We start from the raw sequence: 17,367 nt of genomic DNA, 5'->3' as shown, positions 1-17,367 counted from the left end.
ATTATTAGCTATTTTGTTTTTCAAATTGTTTCATAAATTCAATTAAGTATTTTACGCCATCAATATCCATCGCATTGTAAATAGATGCCCTCATTCCGCCAGCTATTCGATGACCTTTGATACCAATAATATTTGCTTGAGTTGCCTCACTAACGAACTTTTTATCAAGTTCTTCGTTTGGTGACAAGAAGGTGACGTTCATAATTGAACGATTAGAAATCGCCACAGTATTACGATAAAAATTGGATTGATCAATAAATTGGTAAAGTAATTGAGCTTTGTCTAGATTTCGTTGTTGCATGGCAGTTAATCCACCCAAGTTTTTAATCCATTTAAAGACTAAGCCTGACATGTACCAAGCAAAGGTAGGCGGTGTATTAAACATTGAGTCGTGATCCAGTAATATTTTATAGTCTAATACTGACGGTAATACTTTTTGAGCATGGCCAATTAGATCCTCTCGAACGATAACAATTGTGATTCCTGACGGACCAATATTTTTCTGTGCACCTGCATAAATAATGCCATAACGACTAACATCAATCGGTTGAGACAAAATACAAGAAGATAGATCAGCTACAACTATCTTGTCCCCAAAGTTTGGTTGTTCATATATTTCTATTCCATCGATAGTTTCATTAGGACAATAATGGACATAAGCACTTTTATCACCCAATTGCCATTCAGACATTGGTTTGATTGAGGTAATTCCTTCATTTTTAACAACCACATTTTGCTCTATTACATTACAGTATTTGGATGCTTCGTTAGCTGCACATTGACTCCAATAGCCACTGTTAATGTAATCAGCATTTATTTTATTGCCTAGTATATTTAATGGTACTGCTGCAAATTGTGCCCTAGCCCCACCTTGGCAAAATAATATCTTATAATTCTCTGGAACATTTAAAATATCTCGAAGATCGTTAGTTGCTTCAATCGCACATGCATCAAAGTCTATACCACGATGACTTAATTCCATCACTGATGCACCTGTGTTGTGCCAATTTAATAATTCAGCTTGTACTTGTTTTAAAACATCAGCAGGAAGTTTGGCAGGACCTGCACTAAAGTTATAACTTTTATTCATTGCAATTCACTTTCATCCATCAAAAAAAGAAAATCTATTTTTACACTCTATTCACCGATATACAATCAAATTTTTTATCAAAAAAAGTTGAGGAGCGGGGTTTTTGAAGCATAAAAATGCCGACAAAAATCGGCATTTAGAATGAAAAGTAGGATTAATTATAGAGAAAGTTGTTGTTTGGCGTTTTCAATTGCAGATTTGACTTGGATAGGTGATACCCCACCTTTTGCAGATCGTTTAGCTAAGCAAGATTCAAGTGATAAAATTGGATAAACATCATCCTCAATAACATCACTAAATATTTTTAATTCTTCAAGTGTTAGCTCTTCTAACGCTTTATGCTTAGCCATCGCACCAACCACAGCTTCACCAACAATGTGATGAGCTTGCCTAAACGGAATACCTTTAGCAACCAGATAGTCAGCAAGTTCTGTTGCGTTTGAATAACCTTGTTTAGCGGCATCTTGGCAATTTTGGTAATTGATTTTAATATCTTCAAGCACTAAAGTAGCTATATCTAAACACTCATGCCAAGTATCAAGTGCATCAAATAGGTGTTCTTTATCTTCTTGTAGATCCTTATTGTAGGCAAGCGGTAAACCTTTAAAGGTTATCATGGCACCAGTTAACGCTCCGACTACTCGCCCTACTTTACCTCGAATAAGTTCTAATGCATCTGGGTTCTTTTTCTGTGGCATTAATGATGATCCCGATGTAACTCGGTCGGAGAGTTCAACGAAATCTGCTTCGCCGCTATTAAAGATAATTAAATCCTCAGCAAACCGAGATAAATGAACCATACCTATAGAGGCATTATTGAGTAACTCAAGCACATGATCTCTGTCAGACACAGAATCTAAACTATTATTTGTTGCTTTTGAAAAACCTAACCAGTTAGCTAGTTGATCGCGATCCATTGGATAAGCTGTGCCGGCTAAGGCGCCACACCCTAAAGGACTGACATTCAAGCGTTTAAGCGTATCTTGCAAACGACTTTCATCACGCGTTAACATTTCATAATATGCCAAGCACCAATGCGCAAAAGTGACCGGTTGTGCTCGTTGTAAATGTGTATAGCCTGGCATAACCACATCTTGATAATGCTCTGCGGTAAGCACTAAGCGTTTTCTTAATTGATCGATGGCGGAAATAAGATGAGCGATTTCAATTTTACACCATAATTTAAGATCGGTGGTTGATTGGTCATTACGACTACGACCAGTGTGTAATTTTTTACCTAAATCGCCAATTTTTTCGATGAGCTTTTGTTCTACCCAACTGTGAATATCTTCCGCATTACTTTGTAAAATTTGCTGCGGGGCTTGTCGTACTGAATCTAATAATTGGTTTAAGGCTTTTTCTAGTTTTTTTTGTTCATCATAAGATAAAACGTCAACGGTAACCAATGCTTTAGACCATGCTATTGAACCAATGATATCTTGCTCTGCAAGCCGATAGTCAAAGCGCAAAGAATCATTAAAATGCTTAAATCGTTGATCCGCTGCTTGGCTAAAACGCCCACCCCATAATGCCATAATTACCTCAAACTTTTTTATTAATCAATTATAAGTTATTTCAACTTTGTCGTGTTTTTAATATTATTAATGATAGATTAAACTACTATATTACTTTAAAAAATATATACAGACCAAAGTCTGTATATATTGTGTTTTTCTTAAGTTAAAAAGTAATTAGAACTTACTTTTTAGCTTTTGCCTTTGTAGCAACTTTGGTCGCTACTTTTTCTTTAGCATCAGCTTTTGCTACTTTTTTAACTGTTTTACTAGTTTTTTTAGCTGGTTGTTTCTGCTTACCTTCATTTAATGCTCGAATACGTGAAGATAGAGAGAATAGACGAATAAAACCACCGGCATGACTGTGATCGTAAACCTCATCTTCACCAAACGTTGCAAACTCTTCGCTATATAAGCTATTTGGTGATTTCTTCTGTACTGCAGTTGCATTACCTTTATAAAGTTTAACTACAACTTCACCTGTCATATCTTCTGCTAACACTTCTGCAGCGGCTTGAAGAGAACGGCGATATGGTGCAAACCAGCGACCATCATAAACAACATAAGCCATTTCTAAACCAAGTTGTTCACGCCATTTGAAGCTATCACGATCTAAGATCAGTTGTTCTAAACCACGTAACGCTGTCATCATGATAGTTCCACCAGGGGTTTCGTAACAACCACGAGATTTAATGCCGACTAAACGGTTTTCAATAATATCTACTCGACCTACACCGTGTTTAGCACCAATTTTATTGAGTGTTGCTACACAATTATATGGAGATAGTTTTTTACCATTAACAGAAACAACTTCACCTTTTTCTATACCAATAGTAACAAACTCTGGTTTATTTGGTGCATCTTCGGGTGACACAGTCCATGCCCAGCAATCTGCATTAGCCTGATTCCAAGTACTTTCAAGCACACCACCTTCGGTAGAAATATGCCAGGCATTTTCATCACGGCTATAGATTTTCTCAACTGTTGCAGTCGTTGGAATTTTTCGTACTTTTAAGTAATCAATTAAAGCTTCACGTGAACGTAAATCCCATTCACGCCAAGGTGCAATAACTTTAAGTTGCGGAGCTAGAGCGGTATAGGTTGTTTCAAAACGAACTTGGTCATTACCTTTACCTGTTGCACCGTGGCAAAGGGTATCGGCGCCAACTTCTAATGCATATTCAACTTGCGCTTTCGCAATAATTGGGCGAGCCATTGAAGTTCCAAGATAGTAAGTTCCTTCATATAACGCACCAGTTTTTAAAACAGGGTAAACATAATCTTTAACAAATTCTTCTCGTAAATCGACAACTTTACACGCTACTGCGCCAGATGCTTTGGCTTTTTTCTCGACATCTTTTAGTTCTTTCGGATCTTGACCAACATTAGCAACTAGTGCATAAACTTCACAACCTCCATAATTCTCTTTTAACCAAGGAATAATAGCTGATGTATCTAATCCACCCGAATAGGCTAAAACCACCTTTTTTGTTGCACTTTTTTTCATGTTATACCCTTTCTTAATTTACTGACGAAAAAAATAAATGATTTAAAGATTAAATTAAGTATATTTAATAACAAATACACTCACTTAATATACTCACTGATTTATATTTAAGCAATGATTCTTGTACCTGTTGTTCCTGATTTTCCATTAAATAATTCAATGAGTTTATCTGATTGTTTCCAACTAGCTATATCTATTGGTCTTCCGAGCGTTTTTGCTGCTTCAAATGCCGAATTGACTTTGACTATCATGCCATCAGTGATAATACCTTCGGCAATGAGATGATCAGCCTCAGCTTGTGTTAATGATTCAATTCGTTGTTTATTTGCATCTAAAACTCCCGAAACATCAGACAACAAAATTAAATCAGCATTTAACGTTTTTGCCAGTGCAACAGCAGCATGATCGGCATTAACATTCATCATCTTGCCTTCATCAGTTATACCAATTGAACTAACAATAGGTAAATAACCATTATTAAGTAGCAAATTGATTAAAGTTGGATCACCTACTTCAGCTTCTCCCACATAGCCTAACTCTTCAGAGATTTGCTTAACTTTGACACTATCACCATCAGCTAAACAAAGGCCGATACTTGAAATTTCTAGTTTTTTCGCTTCCGATAATATTGTAGTGTTAGCACTTCCCGCAAGACTACCAACAATAACATCAATTTGATCTGCCGGGGTAACTCGTAAACCATTACGTCGAACCACCGGTAATGAAAGTCGATCCATTAATGCGTCAACAACACTACCACCACCATGAACAATAATTAAAGGGCGTTCAAAATTCTTTTTAAATTCGCTAATAACTATGAATAATTTACTTAACGCATCTTTATTATCGAGTAATACACCGCCAAACTTAATAATCAAAGGTTTCATTTTTATTTCCTATTCACTTAACGATATGTCATCTTTAATAAAATTAGTTGTTTATAATAAGGCTGTAGTTTCATCAAAGCCAAATCGAATATTCATACACTGTACCGCTTGCGCTGCTGCGCCTTTTAATAAATTATCTTCGACCGAAATTAAGATTAAATGTTGCCCTTTAAGCACAAAACCAATATCACAATAAGGTAGACCAATTACTGATTTTAAAGCAGGCCAATCCCTTTGATAAATTCTTATTAACGGCTTATCTTGATAATATTTGTTTAATGCGTTAAGAATATCATCCGATGTTACGCCTTCTTTCACCAAGCAAGTAATAGTGGCATGAATACCTTGCTTAAAACAACCTAGATGAGGCGTAAAGATAACTTCTTGCCCTAAATGTGTTGCAATTTCAGGTTGATGACGATGAGTAAACAATCCATAAGCATGCAAACTGACTTCACAAAATATATTATTGATTGAAGGTTTCCGGCCTGCACCACTTACACCACTGACTGCATTGATGACAGGCCATTGCCTTTGGTCTAGTAAATCTTCTTCAATTAATGGTTTTAAAGGCAGTTGTGATGCTGTTGGGTAACAGCCAGGAACAGCAACCAATTCTGCTTGTTTTATTGCCGCGAAATTCCATTCAGCTAATCCATATACTGCTTTATCAAGCCATTTTTTGTGTTGATGTTCAAAACCGTAAAATTGAGGATAAAAAGATGAGGAATTAACCCGGAACGCACCTGACAAGTCAAATACTGTACAACCTTTTTCTAAGAAATAAGGTGCGATATCGTGACTAACAGAGTGTTCTGTTGCTAAAAAAACAATATCAATATTATTAACGAGAGATGAATAATTTGCGGTCGCAATTAGTGGTAAATCAACCACGCCTTTTAATTGCGGATATAAATCATAATCCGAAAGCAGTTTTCCACCATCCAAACTATTTTCTGAAACCGTTAATGCCACTAATTCAATATTAGGATGCTTTGTTAAATAATACGCTAGTTTTGCACCTGCATAACCACTCGCTCCAACAATTATTGCTTTTAACATACCTTTCCTTTTCTATCATCCAGATTTTTTTTAGGATGTATACTAGGCTATCTAAAAAAAAAAGCAAGCAAAAATTGCATTTTTATTCACTTTTTATGAATTATTTTTCAATAAAAAAGGTGAGCACCAATAAATGATTAAGTGTTGGCGGGGTTATTCCTCCTAAGAATTGATTTAGTAGGAGGAATAATAATGATTACTTCAAACAACTAGCAGATTTTAAAATGGCAATCAATAATTCCCAATAACGGTACACACTTTGAATATTGACCTTTTCATCAGGTGAATGCGGTGACACAATTGTTGGACCAATTGAAATCATATCCATATTTGGATAAGCCTGCTTGAATAATCCACATTCTAAACCAGCATGGATCACCATGATCTTAGCCTGTTTTGAGAAAATTTCTTGATACTTGTCTTTAGCCAATTGTAATAAGCGAGAGTTTAAATTTGGTTCCCAACCTGAATAACCACCGCTAATTTCATAATTGGCACTCACTAATTGACTTAACGATATTAAGGTTGAAACAACAGCATCTTTTGCACTATCAACTTGTGAACGGATTAAAAAATTCACGCTTAATTGGTTGTCACTAATAGTGACAATACCTAAATTTAAAGATGTTTCTACCACACCGTGAATCTGAGTGCTCATACTTACCACACCATTAGGTGCAGTATTTAACATATTGATGATTCTATTTTGTTGTTCAATGGCGATAACCCGTTTAACTTTATCTGTTTTAACTTCTTTCAAAGTTAATTCGATATCGGGTTCGACCTGTCCAAACTCATTTTGTAATACAGTTTGATATTGTTTAACAATCTCTTCTAACTTTGGCAAATCTTGTTTACTTAATGTTAATTCAGCGAAGGCTTCTCTTGGAATTGCATTCCGTAATGAACCACCTCTAATATCAGCTAATCTAAATGAGAGATCTTGTGCATATTGAGCTAGCAACCTTGCCATTAATTTTATAGCATTACCACGACCAAGATGAATATCACAACCAGAATGTCCACCTTTCAGACCTTTTAAAGCAAGCTCAATATAACAATCGTGAATTTCAGGCATTACCGCGTAACTAATTGCAAAATTAATTGAGAAGTCTATGCCGCCTGCACAACCGGTAAATATTTCGCCTTCATCTTCAGAGTCAGTATTGATAAGATATTGGCTTTTTAACCAGTTTGGTTGAAGACCAAAAGCACCATGCATACCTGTTTCTTCCGAAGTAGTGACTAATACCTCAAGAGGACCGTGTTCCACGGACGGATCGATTAATGCTGCCAGTGCAGATGCAAGACCAACTCCGTTATCAGCGCCTAATGTTGTTCCTTTTGCTTTAACCCATTCACCGTCCACATATGCTTCAATAGGATCGGTTAGAAAATCATGTTGGGTACCTTCATTTTTTTGAGGAACCATATCCATGTGTGCTTGTAAAACGATAGATGGACAATTTTCCATACCTTTAGTTGCGGCTTTGCTTAATAATATATTTCCAGCTTTATCAAGCTGATAATTGATATGATGAGTTGCAGCAAAATCGACTATATATTTAGTTATCATTTGTTCATGATGAGAAGGATGGGGAATTTTACAAATATCATTAAAAATCTGCCAAACAAATTTTGGATTTAAGGTCGATAGCATATTTTATCCTCAATATTAGGTAGGTAATAAATTAATGAGTGGTTTTTTTTATTTGTTCACTCTATAATAAGGTGCAATTTTACATCTATTTTAAGTCCATTAATATTAATTTATTAAATTCGTTTATTCGATTAAAATTGCAGGTTACACATGTCAATAGAACAAACTTTAACAGAAGAAGAAATCAAAGCCAAAAAACAGCATAAAGCAGAGATCATCGCTGAAAAGAAGAAATTTAACGTTACTTGGGAAATGCTGCAAGCTTATGGTCGTCAACTCTCTGAAAGATTATTACCCGCCAATCAATGGAAAGGCATCATTGCAGTTAGTCGTGGTGGCTTAGTACCAGCAGCTATTTTAGCTCGTGAACTTAGCATCCGTTATGTTGATACTGTCTGTATTTCAAGCTATGACCACGATCATCAACGTGAAAAACTAATCTTAAAAGAAGCAAAAGGTGATGGGGAAGGCTTTATTGTTGTTGACGATTTAGTCGATACCGGAAGCACCGCGCACACAATTCGTGAAATGTATCCAAAGGCTCATTTTGTGACTATTTTCGCTAAACCCGCTGGCAAACCATTAGTTGATGATTATGTTGTCGATATTGCTCAAGACACTTGGATTGAACAACCGTGGGATACTGGTGTAATGTTTGTTAAACCACTTAGTGATCATTAATAATTATTCAATTTAACAAGGTTGCTATGACTGAAAACCTTTCCGAAAAGATATTCAAACCACAATATGATTATCCTGAAACATCATCGCTAATTAATCGATTAGATAGTAGTGATGGTAGCAGTATTAGTCCATTTGATGGTGAAGTTGATTCAAAATGGTACCGAATCATTAACCCTATTTTATGGTACTGGCGCGGTCTTCCTAAGTTAGAAATCGAAGCGGTTTTATCAAGAATCGCTATTTCAACTAAGCGCCATACTAATGATAAATGGTTGGATTCAGTTATTGGTTATCAATCTGGCAACTGGATATATGAGTTTTTAAATCAAGCTGCAATGTGGCAAGCTAAAGCCGATGCTATAGACCAATCTAACTTATCTGAAGAATCAAAAAATAACTTACACAAAAATTATTTAATTGCGAGTGAATACGCTAGTATCGCGAGTTATCCTCATTTTAAAAATGATGAACTTGCCATGTACGCACAAACTTGTGCATATCAAGCTTATATGAAAGCACTTGAGTATTCACCTTATACGACAAAACAAATTGAATTTAAAGTTGAAAATCGTAGTGTCAAAACTATCTTACATCTACCCCAAAATTGTGATGGCGTATGCCCAGTCGTCTTAGTGTGTAATGCATTAGGTAATCTACAAATCGATTATTATCGTTATTTTAATGAGTATCTTGCTCCACATGGTTTTGCTATGTTAACTGTCGATTTACCAACGGTCGGATTTAGTCGAAATTTTGTATTAAGCCAAAATAGTAGCCAAATTCATCAAGCCATTATCGAACAATTAGCAACAGTACCATGGGTAGATAGTAATCGCTTGATAGTTGCGGGATTTCGTTTCGGTTCGCATATTGCAACTCGCCTTGCCTATTTAATGCCCAATAAAATAAAGGGACTTTTCAACTTCACTCCCTTTGTACATCAAATATTTGTGGATAAAACTTTACAACAAAATTTACCTAGCTGTTATAAAGACATGTTGGCTTGTCGATTGGGTTTAACATCTGTATCAAATCAACAATTAGCGGCAGAGTTGAATTATTTTTCGCTTAAAAATCAGGGATTATTAACTCGTTCCTGCCCTGTACCTATTATGAATATTATCTTTGAAAATGATAAATTGAGTAATATAACTGAAGCGAAATTAATTCAATCTTCAAAACAAAGTAAAATTGTGACTATTGCTAAAACACCGTTACAAAAAAGCTTACAAAACGCTTTAACGCAATCAGTTAAATGGATGGAATCTATTTTGTAATAAATGATTTAAATAAGAGTATTGCTATGAAGAATAAAAAACAACTAACGGTCGTTGTTAAGCTAGGTACTAGCGTTTTAACCGGTGGTACTAAACAGTTAGATCGTGCTCGAATAGTAGAGCTGATTCGACAATGCTCTTATCTACATCAAAATGGTCACAAAATTATTATCGTTACATCGGGCGCTATCGCTGCCGGCCGAGAATATCTAAACTTCCCTAACCTTCCTAATACCGTTGCATCAAAACAGTTACTTGCCTCGGTTGGTCAAAGCAAACTTATCCAACTTTGGGAACAGTTATTCTCTATATATAAAATTTATATCGGTCAAATGTTATTAACACGGGCAGATTTAGAAGATCGTGAACGTTTTTTAAATGCACAAGATGTCCTAAAAGCGATGTTAGATAATAATATTATTCCTATTATCAATGAAAATGATGCAGTTGCCACTGCGGAAATTAAAGTTGGTGATAATGACAATCTATCAGCACTTGCCGCGATTTTAGCTGAAGCCGATAAACTCTTACTACTAACCGATATAGAAGGATTATATACAGCCGATCCAAGAACCGATCACGATGCAAAATTGATAGAAGAAGTTTCTCAAATTGATGATAGTTTACGTAGCATTGCTGGTGATAGTATATCTGGTCTGGGAACAGGTGGTATGAGTACCAAAATTCAAGCAGCTGAAGTAGCGGGTAGCGCAGGTATAGAAGTAATAATTGCTGCCGGGAGCAAAGAAAATGTGATTATTGATGCCGTCAATAATCAATCTGTGGGCACTCGTTTTTTACCACAAAAAACACCTTTAGAGCATCGCAAACATTGGCTATATGGTGCACCAAATGCCGGAAAAATTATCCTTGATGATGGCGCTATTAATGCTATTTTAAATAATGGTAGTTCGCTTTTGCCAAAAGGAATTGTCGCGGTTGAAAAAGATTTCTCACGTGGAGAAGTAATTGATATTTGTGATAAGTCTGGACGACGAATTGCACGAGGTGTAAGTCGTTATAATAGTGATGCATTAAAACAAATTGCCGGCCATCATTCACAACAAATTAGTCAAATTATTGGTTATGAATATGGAGCTGTTGCTGTACATCGAAATGATATGATTATTAAATAATAAATTAAGGATAATAAGGATAAAAAATGAAATTACAAACACCAAAAATAATATATGCTCGCCGTTTCGTGATATTCCGTCTCATTTTTTTAATTGCTATGACAATCTTTCTTTATGAAATTGCTCCAGAATTGTGGTTTAATTTTATTGTTTTTTTTATTGTAATAATCATATTGATTGTTAGGTATTTTATGGCATATGTCACAATAGGTGAAAATTTTATTATATGCAGGCCAAGAATGATAAATAGTGATATAACCATACCATTTGATTTAATAAAATCGATAAAATATGAACCAAAAAAAATTTTTATAAACTACATTAATGAGAAAAGTAGCAAGGAATTAACTTTAAAAATATCTTTAGAAATCTTAGAGGCTGACTCTAAAAAAGAACTTTTAGATATTTTAAAAACAGTTTTGAAAGATAAAACTCTATAAATTAATAATTTTAAAGGAAATGAATAATATATTTATTAATTAGAATTTTTCAAAATACAATTTAGAGATAACAACGATGTTGCAACAAATGGGAAAAGATGCAAAGTTTGCATCATATCAATTAGCACAATCCCCCACCCGTATCAAAAATCAAGCTTTAATTAATATTGCTGATTTATTAGAACTGAACGCTAATAAAATTCTTAAGGCAAATCAGAAAGATATGGCTATAGCAAAAGATCAAGGCTTAAGTGATGCAATACTGGATCGTCTGCTATTAACATCTGAACGATTATCATCTATTGCCAATGATGTTCGAAATATTGTCTCTTTGAAAGATCCGATTGGCCAAGTTATCGATGGTTCAACTTTAGCTAGTGGATTGAAGCTACAACGTCGCAGAGTCCCTTTGGGGGTGATTGGCGTTATCTATGAAGCTCGTCCGAATGTGACTATTGATATTGCGGCTCTTTGCTTAAAAACCGGCAATGCAGCGATACTGCGTGGTGGTAAAGAGACGGTTAATACCAATGCCGCTATTATAGCTATCATTCAACAAGCTTTAAAACAAGTCGGTTTACCTGAAACTGCAATTCAATCCATCAATAATCCTGATCGCAAATATATAACTGAATTACTCAAGCTTGATAACTATGTTGATATGATTATTCCTCGAGGTGGCGCAGCATTACACAAACTTTGTCGAGAACATTCAACCATACCTGTTATTACTGGTGGTATTGGTGTTTGCCATATTTTTGTCGATGAAAGTGCTGATTTTGATAAAGCGCTATCAATAATACTTAATGCAAAAACTCAGCGACCAAGTACCTGTAATACTGTTGAAACATTACTTGTTCATACTGAAATTGCCAATACTTTTTTACCAAAACTTAGTCAAATCATGGCCGATAATCAGGTGATATTGCATGCCGATCCCGATGCTTATAAGATTTTGAATGCTGGGGTGGCAAATGTTTTTGCCGTTGAGGATGATGAACTAAGACAAGAGTGGCTTTCCAGAGATCTGAATATTGTCATTGTTGATTCATTGGAATTGGCGGTGGAACATATTCGCGAATATGGTAGTGGTCATTCAGAAGCCATTTTAACGCGAAGCCTTATAAATGCAGAACAATTCGTTAACTTAGTCGATGCTGCTGCAGTTTATGTTAATGCATCGACCCGATTCACCGATGGTGCACAATTCGGTTTAGGTGCTGAAGTTGCAGTTAGTACGCAAAAATTACATGCTAGAGGACCAATGGGCCTTGAAGCCTTAACAACGTATAAATGGATTGGTTATGGCGAAGATTTAATTCGTCAGTAATGATAACAACTAACTGTTCATAACCCTGAACAGTTAGTTATATAGTTATTAGTTATATAAGTTAAATAGATTAATCAAAATTACGCATTAAAAGCGCATAATTTAAATCAATATCTTCGGCGATTGGAATATAAACAATGTGACCATCACCAAGTCCTGCCGGAACCGGTTGACCTTTTTTATTTTCCATTCGTTCAATAATAAAGGTCATATTACCTTTAGGGGTCATCATTTCAACACTATCCCCTACTGAAAATTTATTTTTGACAATAATTTCAGCTAAGCCATTTAGACGTTGACCACTAAACTCACCAACAAATTGTTGTCTATCAGATACAGAATGACTGTGCACATAATTTTGCATATCTTCATGTTTATGGCGACGTAAAAAGCCTTCGGTATATCCTCGATGAGCCAAAGAATCAAGTTCAGCCAATAAGCGTGGATCAAATGGTTTACCTTCATTGGCGGCATCAATAGCTTGACGATAGACTTGTGCAGTTCGAGCACAGTAATAAAACGATTTGGTTCGACCTTCAATTTTTAATGAATGTACGCCAATCTTTGTCAGATCTTCGACTAATTCAACTGCTCTTAAATCTTTTGAATTCATGATATAAGTACCATGTTCATCTTCAAAAGCTTGCATATATTCGCCAGGACGACCAGACTCTTCTAACATAAAGACCTGATTGGTTGTTGAGCCAATACCTAATGTCGGTTCAATTTGTTGTACAGGAATCGGCTCGCATTTATGGACTATCTGCCCTACTTCGTCCTCTTTGCCCTCATATACTTTATATTCCCAACGACAAGCATTAGTACAAGTACCTTGATTTGAGTCACGTTTATTAATATAACCCGATAATAAACAACGCCCCGAATAAGCCATACAAAGCGCACCATGAATAAAAACTTCAAGTTCCATTTCCGGCACTTTTTCTCGAATTTCTTTGATTTCATCGATGGATAACTCTCGTGACAACACAACACGCGTTAATCCCATCTTATGCCAAAATTTTACCGTCGCCCAGTTAACCGCGTTGGATTGCACAGATAAGTGAATTTCCATTTCCGGAAAATGTTCACGAACCAACATGATTAAACCCGGATCAGACATGATAAATGCATCTGGTTTCATGTTAACAATTGGTTCTAAATCACGAATAAAGGTTTTCAATTTTGAATTATGTGGGGCAATATTAACTACCACATAAAACTTTTTACCTTGAGCATGGGCTTCGTTGATGCCAATAGCGAGATTTTCATGATTAAATTCATTATTGCGCACTCGCAAACTGTAGCGTGGTTGCCCTGCATAAACTGCATCAGCACCATAAGCAAACGCGTAACGCATATTTTTAAGTGAACCAGCTGGTGAAAGTAATTCTGGTTTTGGATATAACATTGTCATTAAAAAATGCCTCTGATTTCAAGTCAGTATTACCTTATAAGGTAATAGGTTAAGCAAAATAGGTGGGCATTTTACGCTTTAGCTATAGGATTGGCAAATTAAATGTCGCGGCAATGAAAAACAGCAAAAAATATAGCATGACCAGAAAAATATAAAATGAATTTTTCAATTTTAAATTATAACAAATATTAATAAACTAATTTAGACGCTCATCATCTTGCCCAATTAACAGCAAATACTCTTGCCATCGATATTCTCTTATTGGCATTGGGTTAGCATTCTCAAAATATAAAACTAACGCAGGCTTTATACCGTTCCAATTATCTACAAATTCATATCGAACAAGAAATCCCTCTTTTATCAAATTTTTGGCTTTAGCATGATAATTAAAGTATTTCATTATTCATATTATCCTAATTATTAGAAAAAAATTATAAAAAGTTAAAATTCAATTAATTCTATTGTTAAATGATGATCGGTAATTTTAATTAAAATTCCAACTAATAAAGCAAAAAAAGAAATTAATGTAAAAATGATAAAGGATCATTGTATGCTATGTATTTAACGATAGTTTAGGAAAAACTCTAAACTAAAGCTGATATTTCTGCTGCCATATCATCGACAACCAAAATTTTTATCTAGGAAACAATATAGATAACTTATTAAGTTTGATGGAGGCGCGTCCCGGAGTCGAACCGAGGTAGACGGATTTGCAATCCGCAGCATGGCCACTCTGCCAACGCGCCAGTGGTCTATCTGAATAGGTTGCAAATATTAACATTGACTTACCGTATCGTCAAGGTTAAATAGGTTATAAACACAGCAGTCGTAAAGATTATTTCAATTATTCTAAATTTAGAACATTAATAAAACAGTTAAAATCGTGCATATAAAAATCAATTATTACAAAAAATTGATGAAAGAAGTTTTTATCTAAAAATCAATTTTTTCCTCTTTGTTATTCTTCTCTTTTATAAATTATAACTAAATCCTCCATACAAATAATTTGGAATATCCTATTTAGGGGTTTGAGGGCCAATGAAACGAAAACGTACGTTAAGGAGATAATTAATTGTTTAAATTTAAAGTTCTTAGTTCGCCGTTCATAATATCCTCCGATAGCGCGAACGTATAATGGCCCAGCATATTGATATGCCCATGCATCAGTGGGGATAACCGAGTGATATCCTCTTCCCCGGTTTCTTCTCCCTTACTGCGTATCAAGCTCAGTGCTTCCTGCATATAAAGCGTGTTCCACAGCACCATTGCTTAGTAATCAAGCAGACCATCGAGTTGATCTTCCTACCCTTCACGATAGCGCTTTCTGATCTCACCTCGCTGCCCGTTCGCTCGCGCCACAGCATGGCGGCTTTCCCCCGGTTGTGCTATGTCAGGATCCGTCTACGATAATCTTCATCATCAATATAATTAAGAAGGTACGGCCTCTTGTTGACGCGTCCAACTTACATGATCGCTTGTGCCAGCCCTGATGGGCGTGAGCTTTTCAGCAGGTGGCAAAATTAAACATCAGACCGGGCGCTCGTTACTAAGCCATGCCCGGGTGTACTGCAGGCGCTCCATGCGGAAAGATTATGGAAAAATGAAAAATTCATGCTAGCCGTAAAATTCCTTAATTAACGCAGTATGCTCTCTGAAGGTGGTGACCCGTTCGACATAGCGGGGAAGACTTCCGGATGACAGATATTAAGTTGTGTAGCGACAAACTGCTGAATGCCCGGCAGAACCCGGGTTAAATTTGTTAAAAAGGTTTCCAGAAAACGAGCTGAAGTGAGCTAAAGCGCTATACCCAGCCGATTATGCTTCACGCGTCGCTGATTGATGAAAGTAAGAGCCCGCTCATCAAGATGAAAATAGCGTGCTAGCTGGACGTCGTTGGGTTCAGCCGCATAGTGTCCGTAATTCTGATCCTACTCTCTGGTCAGAAAATCAATGGGCATATGAGCCTTCCTGCCTAACGGTTATTTATTAACAATCCCTTAACCGTTCGAAATGCAATAAATTATCGGACATCGTAAAACGGCTACATTTATATGTCTATTAAATCGCAAATTTGTAATAATAGACACAAGTTGTCCGATATTCGATTTAAGGTACATTTTTATGTGACTTTTTGGTTACGCTCGTGTTTCAACCAGTCAGCAATCTCTTGATCTTCAGGTCAGAGCGCTCAAAGACGCAGGAGTGAAAGCAAACCAATATTGCACGCTCAATCGTTTACAAAGTATTAAATGAGTCAGCTCGTATTTAATTTTTATAAATTACAAAAAGTCATACATGATTAAATATATATGTTCATTTTCAATTATGATTGTCGTTTTCATTATTTTTTTACTTACCCGATTATCTGATTTCGATCTTTCTGGGTACGGAAAAAACATACTGTATCTTTTAAGCATAATAACGATGTTCGGGTGGGAACATTGATTCTGCCTCCCGATGAGGTATCTCCTGCATTTGTGCTTTTAGTTCATGGAGACAGACCTAAGAACCGTTGGTCAGAAGGTGGATATATTCCATTGGTTAAATTCCTTGTCTCACAAGGAATTGTTGTTTTTTCATAGGATAAACTTGGTGTAGGTAATAGTACACCACGCTGTATCAGGAAATTGCCGGGAACAACTCACGGATTTTCACGCAGCGAATGGTTTGATTATCAGCTTTCCTCTCAGTGGCCTTTTTGGAAACTACGCATATTCACCCGGGGCACTCAGAACTGTCTCATCATGGATCCTGAACCAGGACTGTGTGGACTGAACTGCATTCTTATTATGTGCCGAAAACCAAACAAAGAAGCGGAAAAAAGAGTTTTTTCGCCTAATTTCATAAAGCCCGGTACGTTCATAAACGTCTTCTTGCACCGTTATTTTCTGCAATAACATCCAGAGAAGGTAATAAAATCTTTTTTTGTTAAAAATTAAATATATTTCTTGATAAATAGTCATATTTTGTATGAAAATAGCCAAGTTTTAAATAATGTATATTCAAGGAAAGGAAAAATGTTCAAAAAATTACTAGCTATTTCGTTATTTAGTTTTGTTTTGATTGGTTGTGGTAACAATGATACTAAACTAGATTTTTCATCTAAAGAAGCTTACGTAGAATCTATTTCAAAAGTAGGTGAAAAATTGAATGATGCTGATAAAGTTGCTTTTGGTCGTGCAATGTATAATGTTAATATGGCAGCTAATTCGAATGAAGCAAATGGTGGAGACGATGATAAAGTGTTTGCTGAACTTAAACACAAGCTTGATGGGAAAACAGCGCATGAAATCATCAGTGAATTTAATAAATAATTTTATTTAATTTGATAAAGAGCCCGCTTTAGCGGGTTTTCTATCAAAAAGT

At 35.8% G+C, this 17,367-nt stretch carries 13 protein-coding genes, 1 tRNA gene and 4 pseudogenes; 7 read left to right on the top strand and 11 right to left on the bottom strand.

What is annotated here, in order from left to right:
• Positions 1–4 precede the first annotated feature (4 nt).
• From serC to AC5LXI_RS08300, 6 genes and pseudogenes are all read right to left on the bottom strand, one after another.
• Complete coding sequence (gene serC, locus AC5LXI_RS08325) at positions 5–1,090, bottom strand: 3-phosphoserine/phosphohydroxythreonine transaminase (protein WP_493441912.1); 1,086 nt, start codon at positions 1,088–1,090, stop codon at positions 5–7.
• Between the two features lie 158 nt (positions 1,091–1,248).
• A complete protein-coding gene (gene argH / locus AC5LXI_RS08320; protein WP_493441911.1) occupies positions 1,249–2,625 on the bottom strand; it encodes an argininosuccinate lyase in 1,377 nt (458 codons plus the stop codon).
• 268 nt (positions 2,626–2,893) lie between these two features.
• A pseudogene (locus AC5LXI_RS08315) lies at positions 2,894–4,111 on the bottom strand (argininosuccinate synthase); the annotation flags it as partial.
• A gap of 107 nt (positions 4,112–4,218) precedes the next feature.
• Positions 4,219–4,998 (bottom strand): acetylglutamate kinase, encoded by a 780-nt coding sequence (gene argB, locus AC5LXI_RS08310; protein WP_493441910.1) that lies wholly within the window; start codon positions 4,996–4,998, stop codon positions 4,219–4,221.
• 51 nt (positions 4,999–5,049) lie between these two features.
• Positions 5,050–6,060, bottom strand: coding sequence for an N-acetyl-gamma-glutamyl-phosphate reductase (argC, locus tag AC5LXI_RS08305; RefSeq protein ID WP_493441909.1), 1,011 nt, complete (start codon positions 6,058–6,060; stop codon positions 5,050–5,052).
• Positions 6,061–6,256: 196 nt separating this feature from the next.
• Entirely contained in the window at positions 6,257–7,720 is a 1,464-nt protein-coding gene (locus AC5LXI_RS08300; protein WP_493441908.1) for an aminoacyl-histidine dipeptidase, read from the bottom strand.
• Positions 7,721–7,870: 150 nt separating this feature from the next.
• Here AC5LXI_RS08300 and gpt point away from each other — a divergent pair, with 150 nt between their 5' ends.
• The 5 genes from gpt (at position 7,871) to proA (ending at position 12,587) form a co-directional block, all read left to right on the top strand.
• Positions 7,871–8,401 carry a xanthine phosphoribosyltransferase gene (gene gpt / locus AC5LXI_RS08295; protein ID WP_493441907.1) on the top strand — a complete coding sequence of 177 codons (531 nt, stop codon included), beginning with the start codon at positions 7,871–7,873 and terminating at the stop codon, positions 8,399–8,401.
• A 26-nt stretch (positions 8,402–8,427) separates the two neighbouring features.
• Complete coding sequence (gene frsA / locus AC5LXI_RS08290) at positions 8,428–9,681, top strand: esterase FrsA (protein ID WP_493441906.1); 1,254 nt, start codon at positions 8,428–8,430, stop codon at positions 9,679–9,681.
• 26 nt (positions 9,682–9,707) lie between these two features.
• Positions 9,708–10,817 carry a glutamate 5-kinase gene (proB, locus tag AC5LXI_RS08285; protein WP_493441905.1) on the top strand — a complete coding sequence of 370 codons (1,110 nt, stop codon included), beginning with the start codon at positions 9,708–9,710 and terminating at the stop codon, positions 10,815–10,817.
• A 26-nt stretch (positions 10,818–10,843) separates the two neighbouring features.
• Positions 10,844–11,257, top strand: coding sequence for a hypothetical protein (locus AC5LXI_RS08280; protein WP_493441904.1), 414 nt, complete (start codon positions 10,844–10,846; stop codon positions 11,255–11,257).
• 76 nt (positions 11,258–11,333) lie between these two features.
• Positions 11,334–12,587, top strand: a complete 1,254-nt coding sequence (proA, locus tag AC5LXI_RS08275) for a glutamate-5-semialdehyde dehydrogenase (RefSeq protein WP_493441903.1) — start codon at positions 11,334–11,336, stop codon at positions 12,585–12,587.
• A 70-nt stretch (positions 12,588–12,657) separates the two neighbouring features.
• On the opposite strand, the gene trhP is transcribed toward proA, so the two are convergent.
• From trhP to AC5LXI_RS08250, 5 genes and pseudogenes are all read right to left on the bottom strand, one after another.
• Positions 12,658–13,995 carry a prephenate-dependent tRNA uridine(34) hydroxylase TrhP gene (trhP, locus tag AC5LXI_RS08270; protein ID WP_493444279.1) on the bottom strand — a complete coding sequence of 446 codons (1,338 nt, stop codon included), beginning with the start codon at positions 13,993–13,995 and terminating at the stop codon, positions 12,658–12,660.
• Positions 13,996–14,197: 202 nt separating this feature from the next.
• On the bottom strand, positions 14,198–14,401 hold the full coding sequence (locus AC5LXI_RS08265) for a thermostable hemolysin delta-VPH (RefSeq protein WP_493441902.1): 204 nt from the start codon (positions 14,399–14,401) through the stop codon (positions 14,198–14,200).
• A 272-nt stretch (positions 14,402–14,673) separates the two neighbouring features.
• Positions 14,674–14,747, bottom strand: a tRNA-Cys gene (locus AC5LXI_RS08260).
• A 322-nt stretch (positions 14,748–15,069) separates the two neighbouring features.
• A pseudogene (locus AC5LXI_RS08255) lies at positions 15,070–15,512 on the bottom strand (Tn3 family transposase); the annotation flags it as partial.
• Positions 15,512–15,959 (bottom strand): annotated as a pseudogene (locus tag AC5LXI_RS08250) (DUF4158 domain-containing protein); the annotation flags it as partial. The pseudogenes AC5LXI_RS08255 and AC5LXI_RS08250, both read right to left, overlap by 1 nt.
• Positions 15,960–16,128: 169 nt before the next feature.
• On the opposite strand from AC5LXI_RS08250, the pseudogene AC5LXI_RS08245 reads away from it, so the two are divergent.
• Together AC5LXI_RS08245 and AC5LXI_RS08240 are read left to right on the top strand one after the other, a co-directional pair.
• Positions 16,129–16,227 (top strand): annotated as a pseudogene (locus tag AC5LXI_RS08245) (recombinase family protein); the annotation flags it as partial.
• Positions 16,228–17,018: 791 nt separating this feature from the next.
• Positions 17,019–17,315, top strand: coding sequence for a DUF6694 family lipoprotein (locus AC5LXI_RS08240; protein WP_493441901.1), 297 nt, complete (start codon positions 17,019–17,021; stop codon positions 17,313–17,315).
• Positions 17,316–17,367 lie beyond the last annotated feature (52 nt).

Source organism: Gilliamella sp. LMG 34361, from assembly GCF_984569075.1.
This window is presented reverse-complemented; position numbering and strand designations above follow the sequence as displayed.

Excerpts from the sequence above, each read along its gene's own strand:
- gpt (WP_493441907.1), top strand. The coding sequence starts at position 7,871 with ATGTCAATAGAACAAACTTTAACAGAAGAAGAAATCAAAGCCAAAAAA.
- proA (WP_493441903.1), top strand. The coding sequence starts at position 11,334 with ATGTTGCAACAAATGGGAAAAGATGCAAAGTTTGCATCATATCAATTA.
- trhP (WP_493444279.1), bottom strand. The coding sequence starts at position 13,995 with ATGTTATATCCAAAACCAGAATTACTTTCACCAGCTGGTTCACTTAAA.
- argB (WP_493441910.1), bottom strand. The coding sequence starts at position 4,998 with ATGAAACCTTTGATTATTAAGTTTGGCGGTGTATTACTCGATAATAAA.
- AC5LXI_RS08300 (WP_493441908.1), bottom strand. The coding sequence starts at position 7,720 with ATGCTATCGACCTTAAATCCAAAATTTGTTTGGCAGATTTTTAATGAT.
- AC5LXI_RS08240 (WP_493441901.1), top strand. The coding sequence starts at position 17,019 with ATGTTCAAAAAATTACTAGCTATTTCGTTATTTAGTTTTGTTTTGATT.
- proB (WP_493441905.1), top strand. The coding sequence starts at position 9,708 with ATGAAGAATAAAAAACAACTAACGGTCGTTGTTAAGCTAGGTACTAGC.
- argC (WP_493441909.1), bottom strand. The coding sequence starts at position 6,060 with ATGTTAAAAGCAATAATTGTTGGAGCGAGTGGTTATGCAGGTGCAAAA.
- frsA (WP_493441906.1), top strand. The coding sequence starts at position 8,428 with ATGACTGAAAACCTTTCCGAAAAGATATTCAAACCACAATATGATTAT.
- AC5LXI_RS08265 (WP_493441902.1), bottom strand. The coding sequence starts at position 14,401 with ATGAAATACTTTAATTATCATGCTAAAGCCAAAAATTTGATAAAAGAG.
- argH (WP_493441911.1), bottom strand. The coding sequence starts at position 2,625 with ATGGCATTATGGGGTGGGCGTTTTAGCCAAGCAGCGGATCAACGATTT.
- AC5LXI_RS08280 (WP_493441904.1), top strand. The coding sequence starts at position 10,844 with ATGAAATTACAAACACCAAAAATAATATATGCTCGCCGTTTCGTGATA.
- serC (WP_493441912.1), bottom strand. The coding sequence starts at position 1,090 with ATGAATAAAAGTTATAACTTTAGTGCAGGTCCTGCCAAACTTCCTGCT.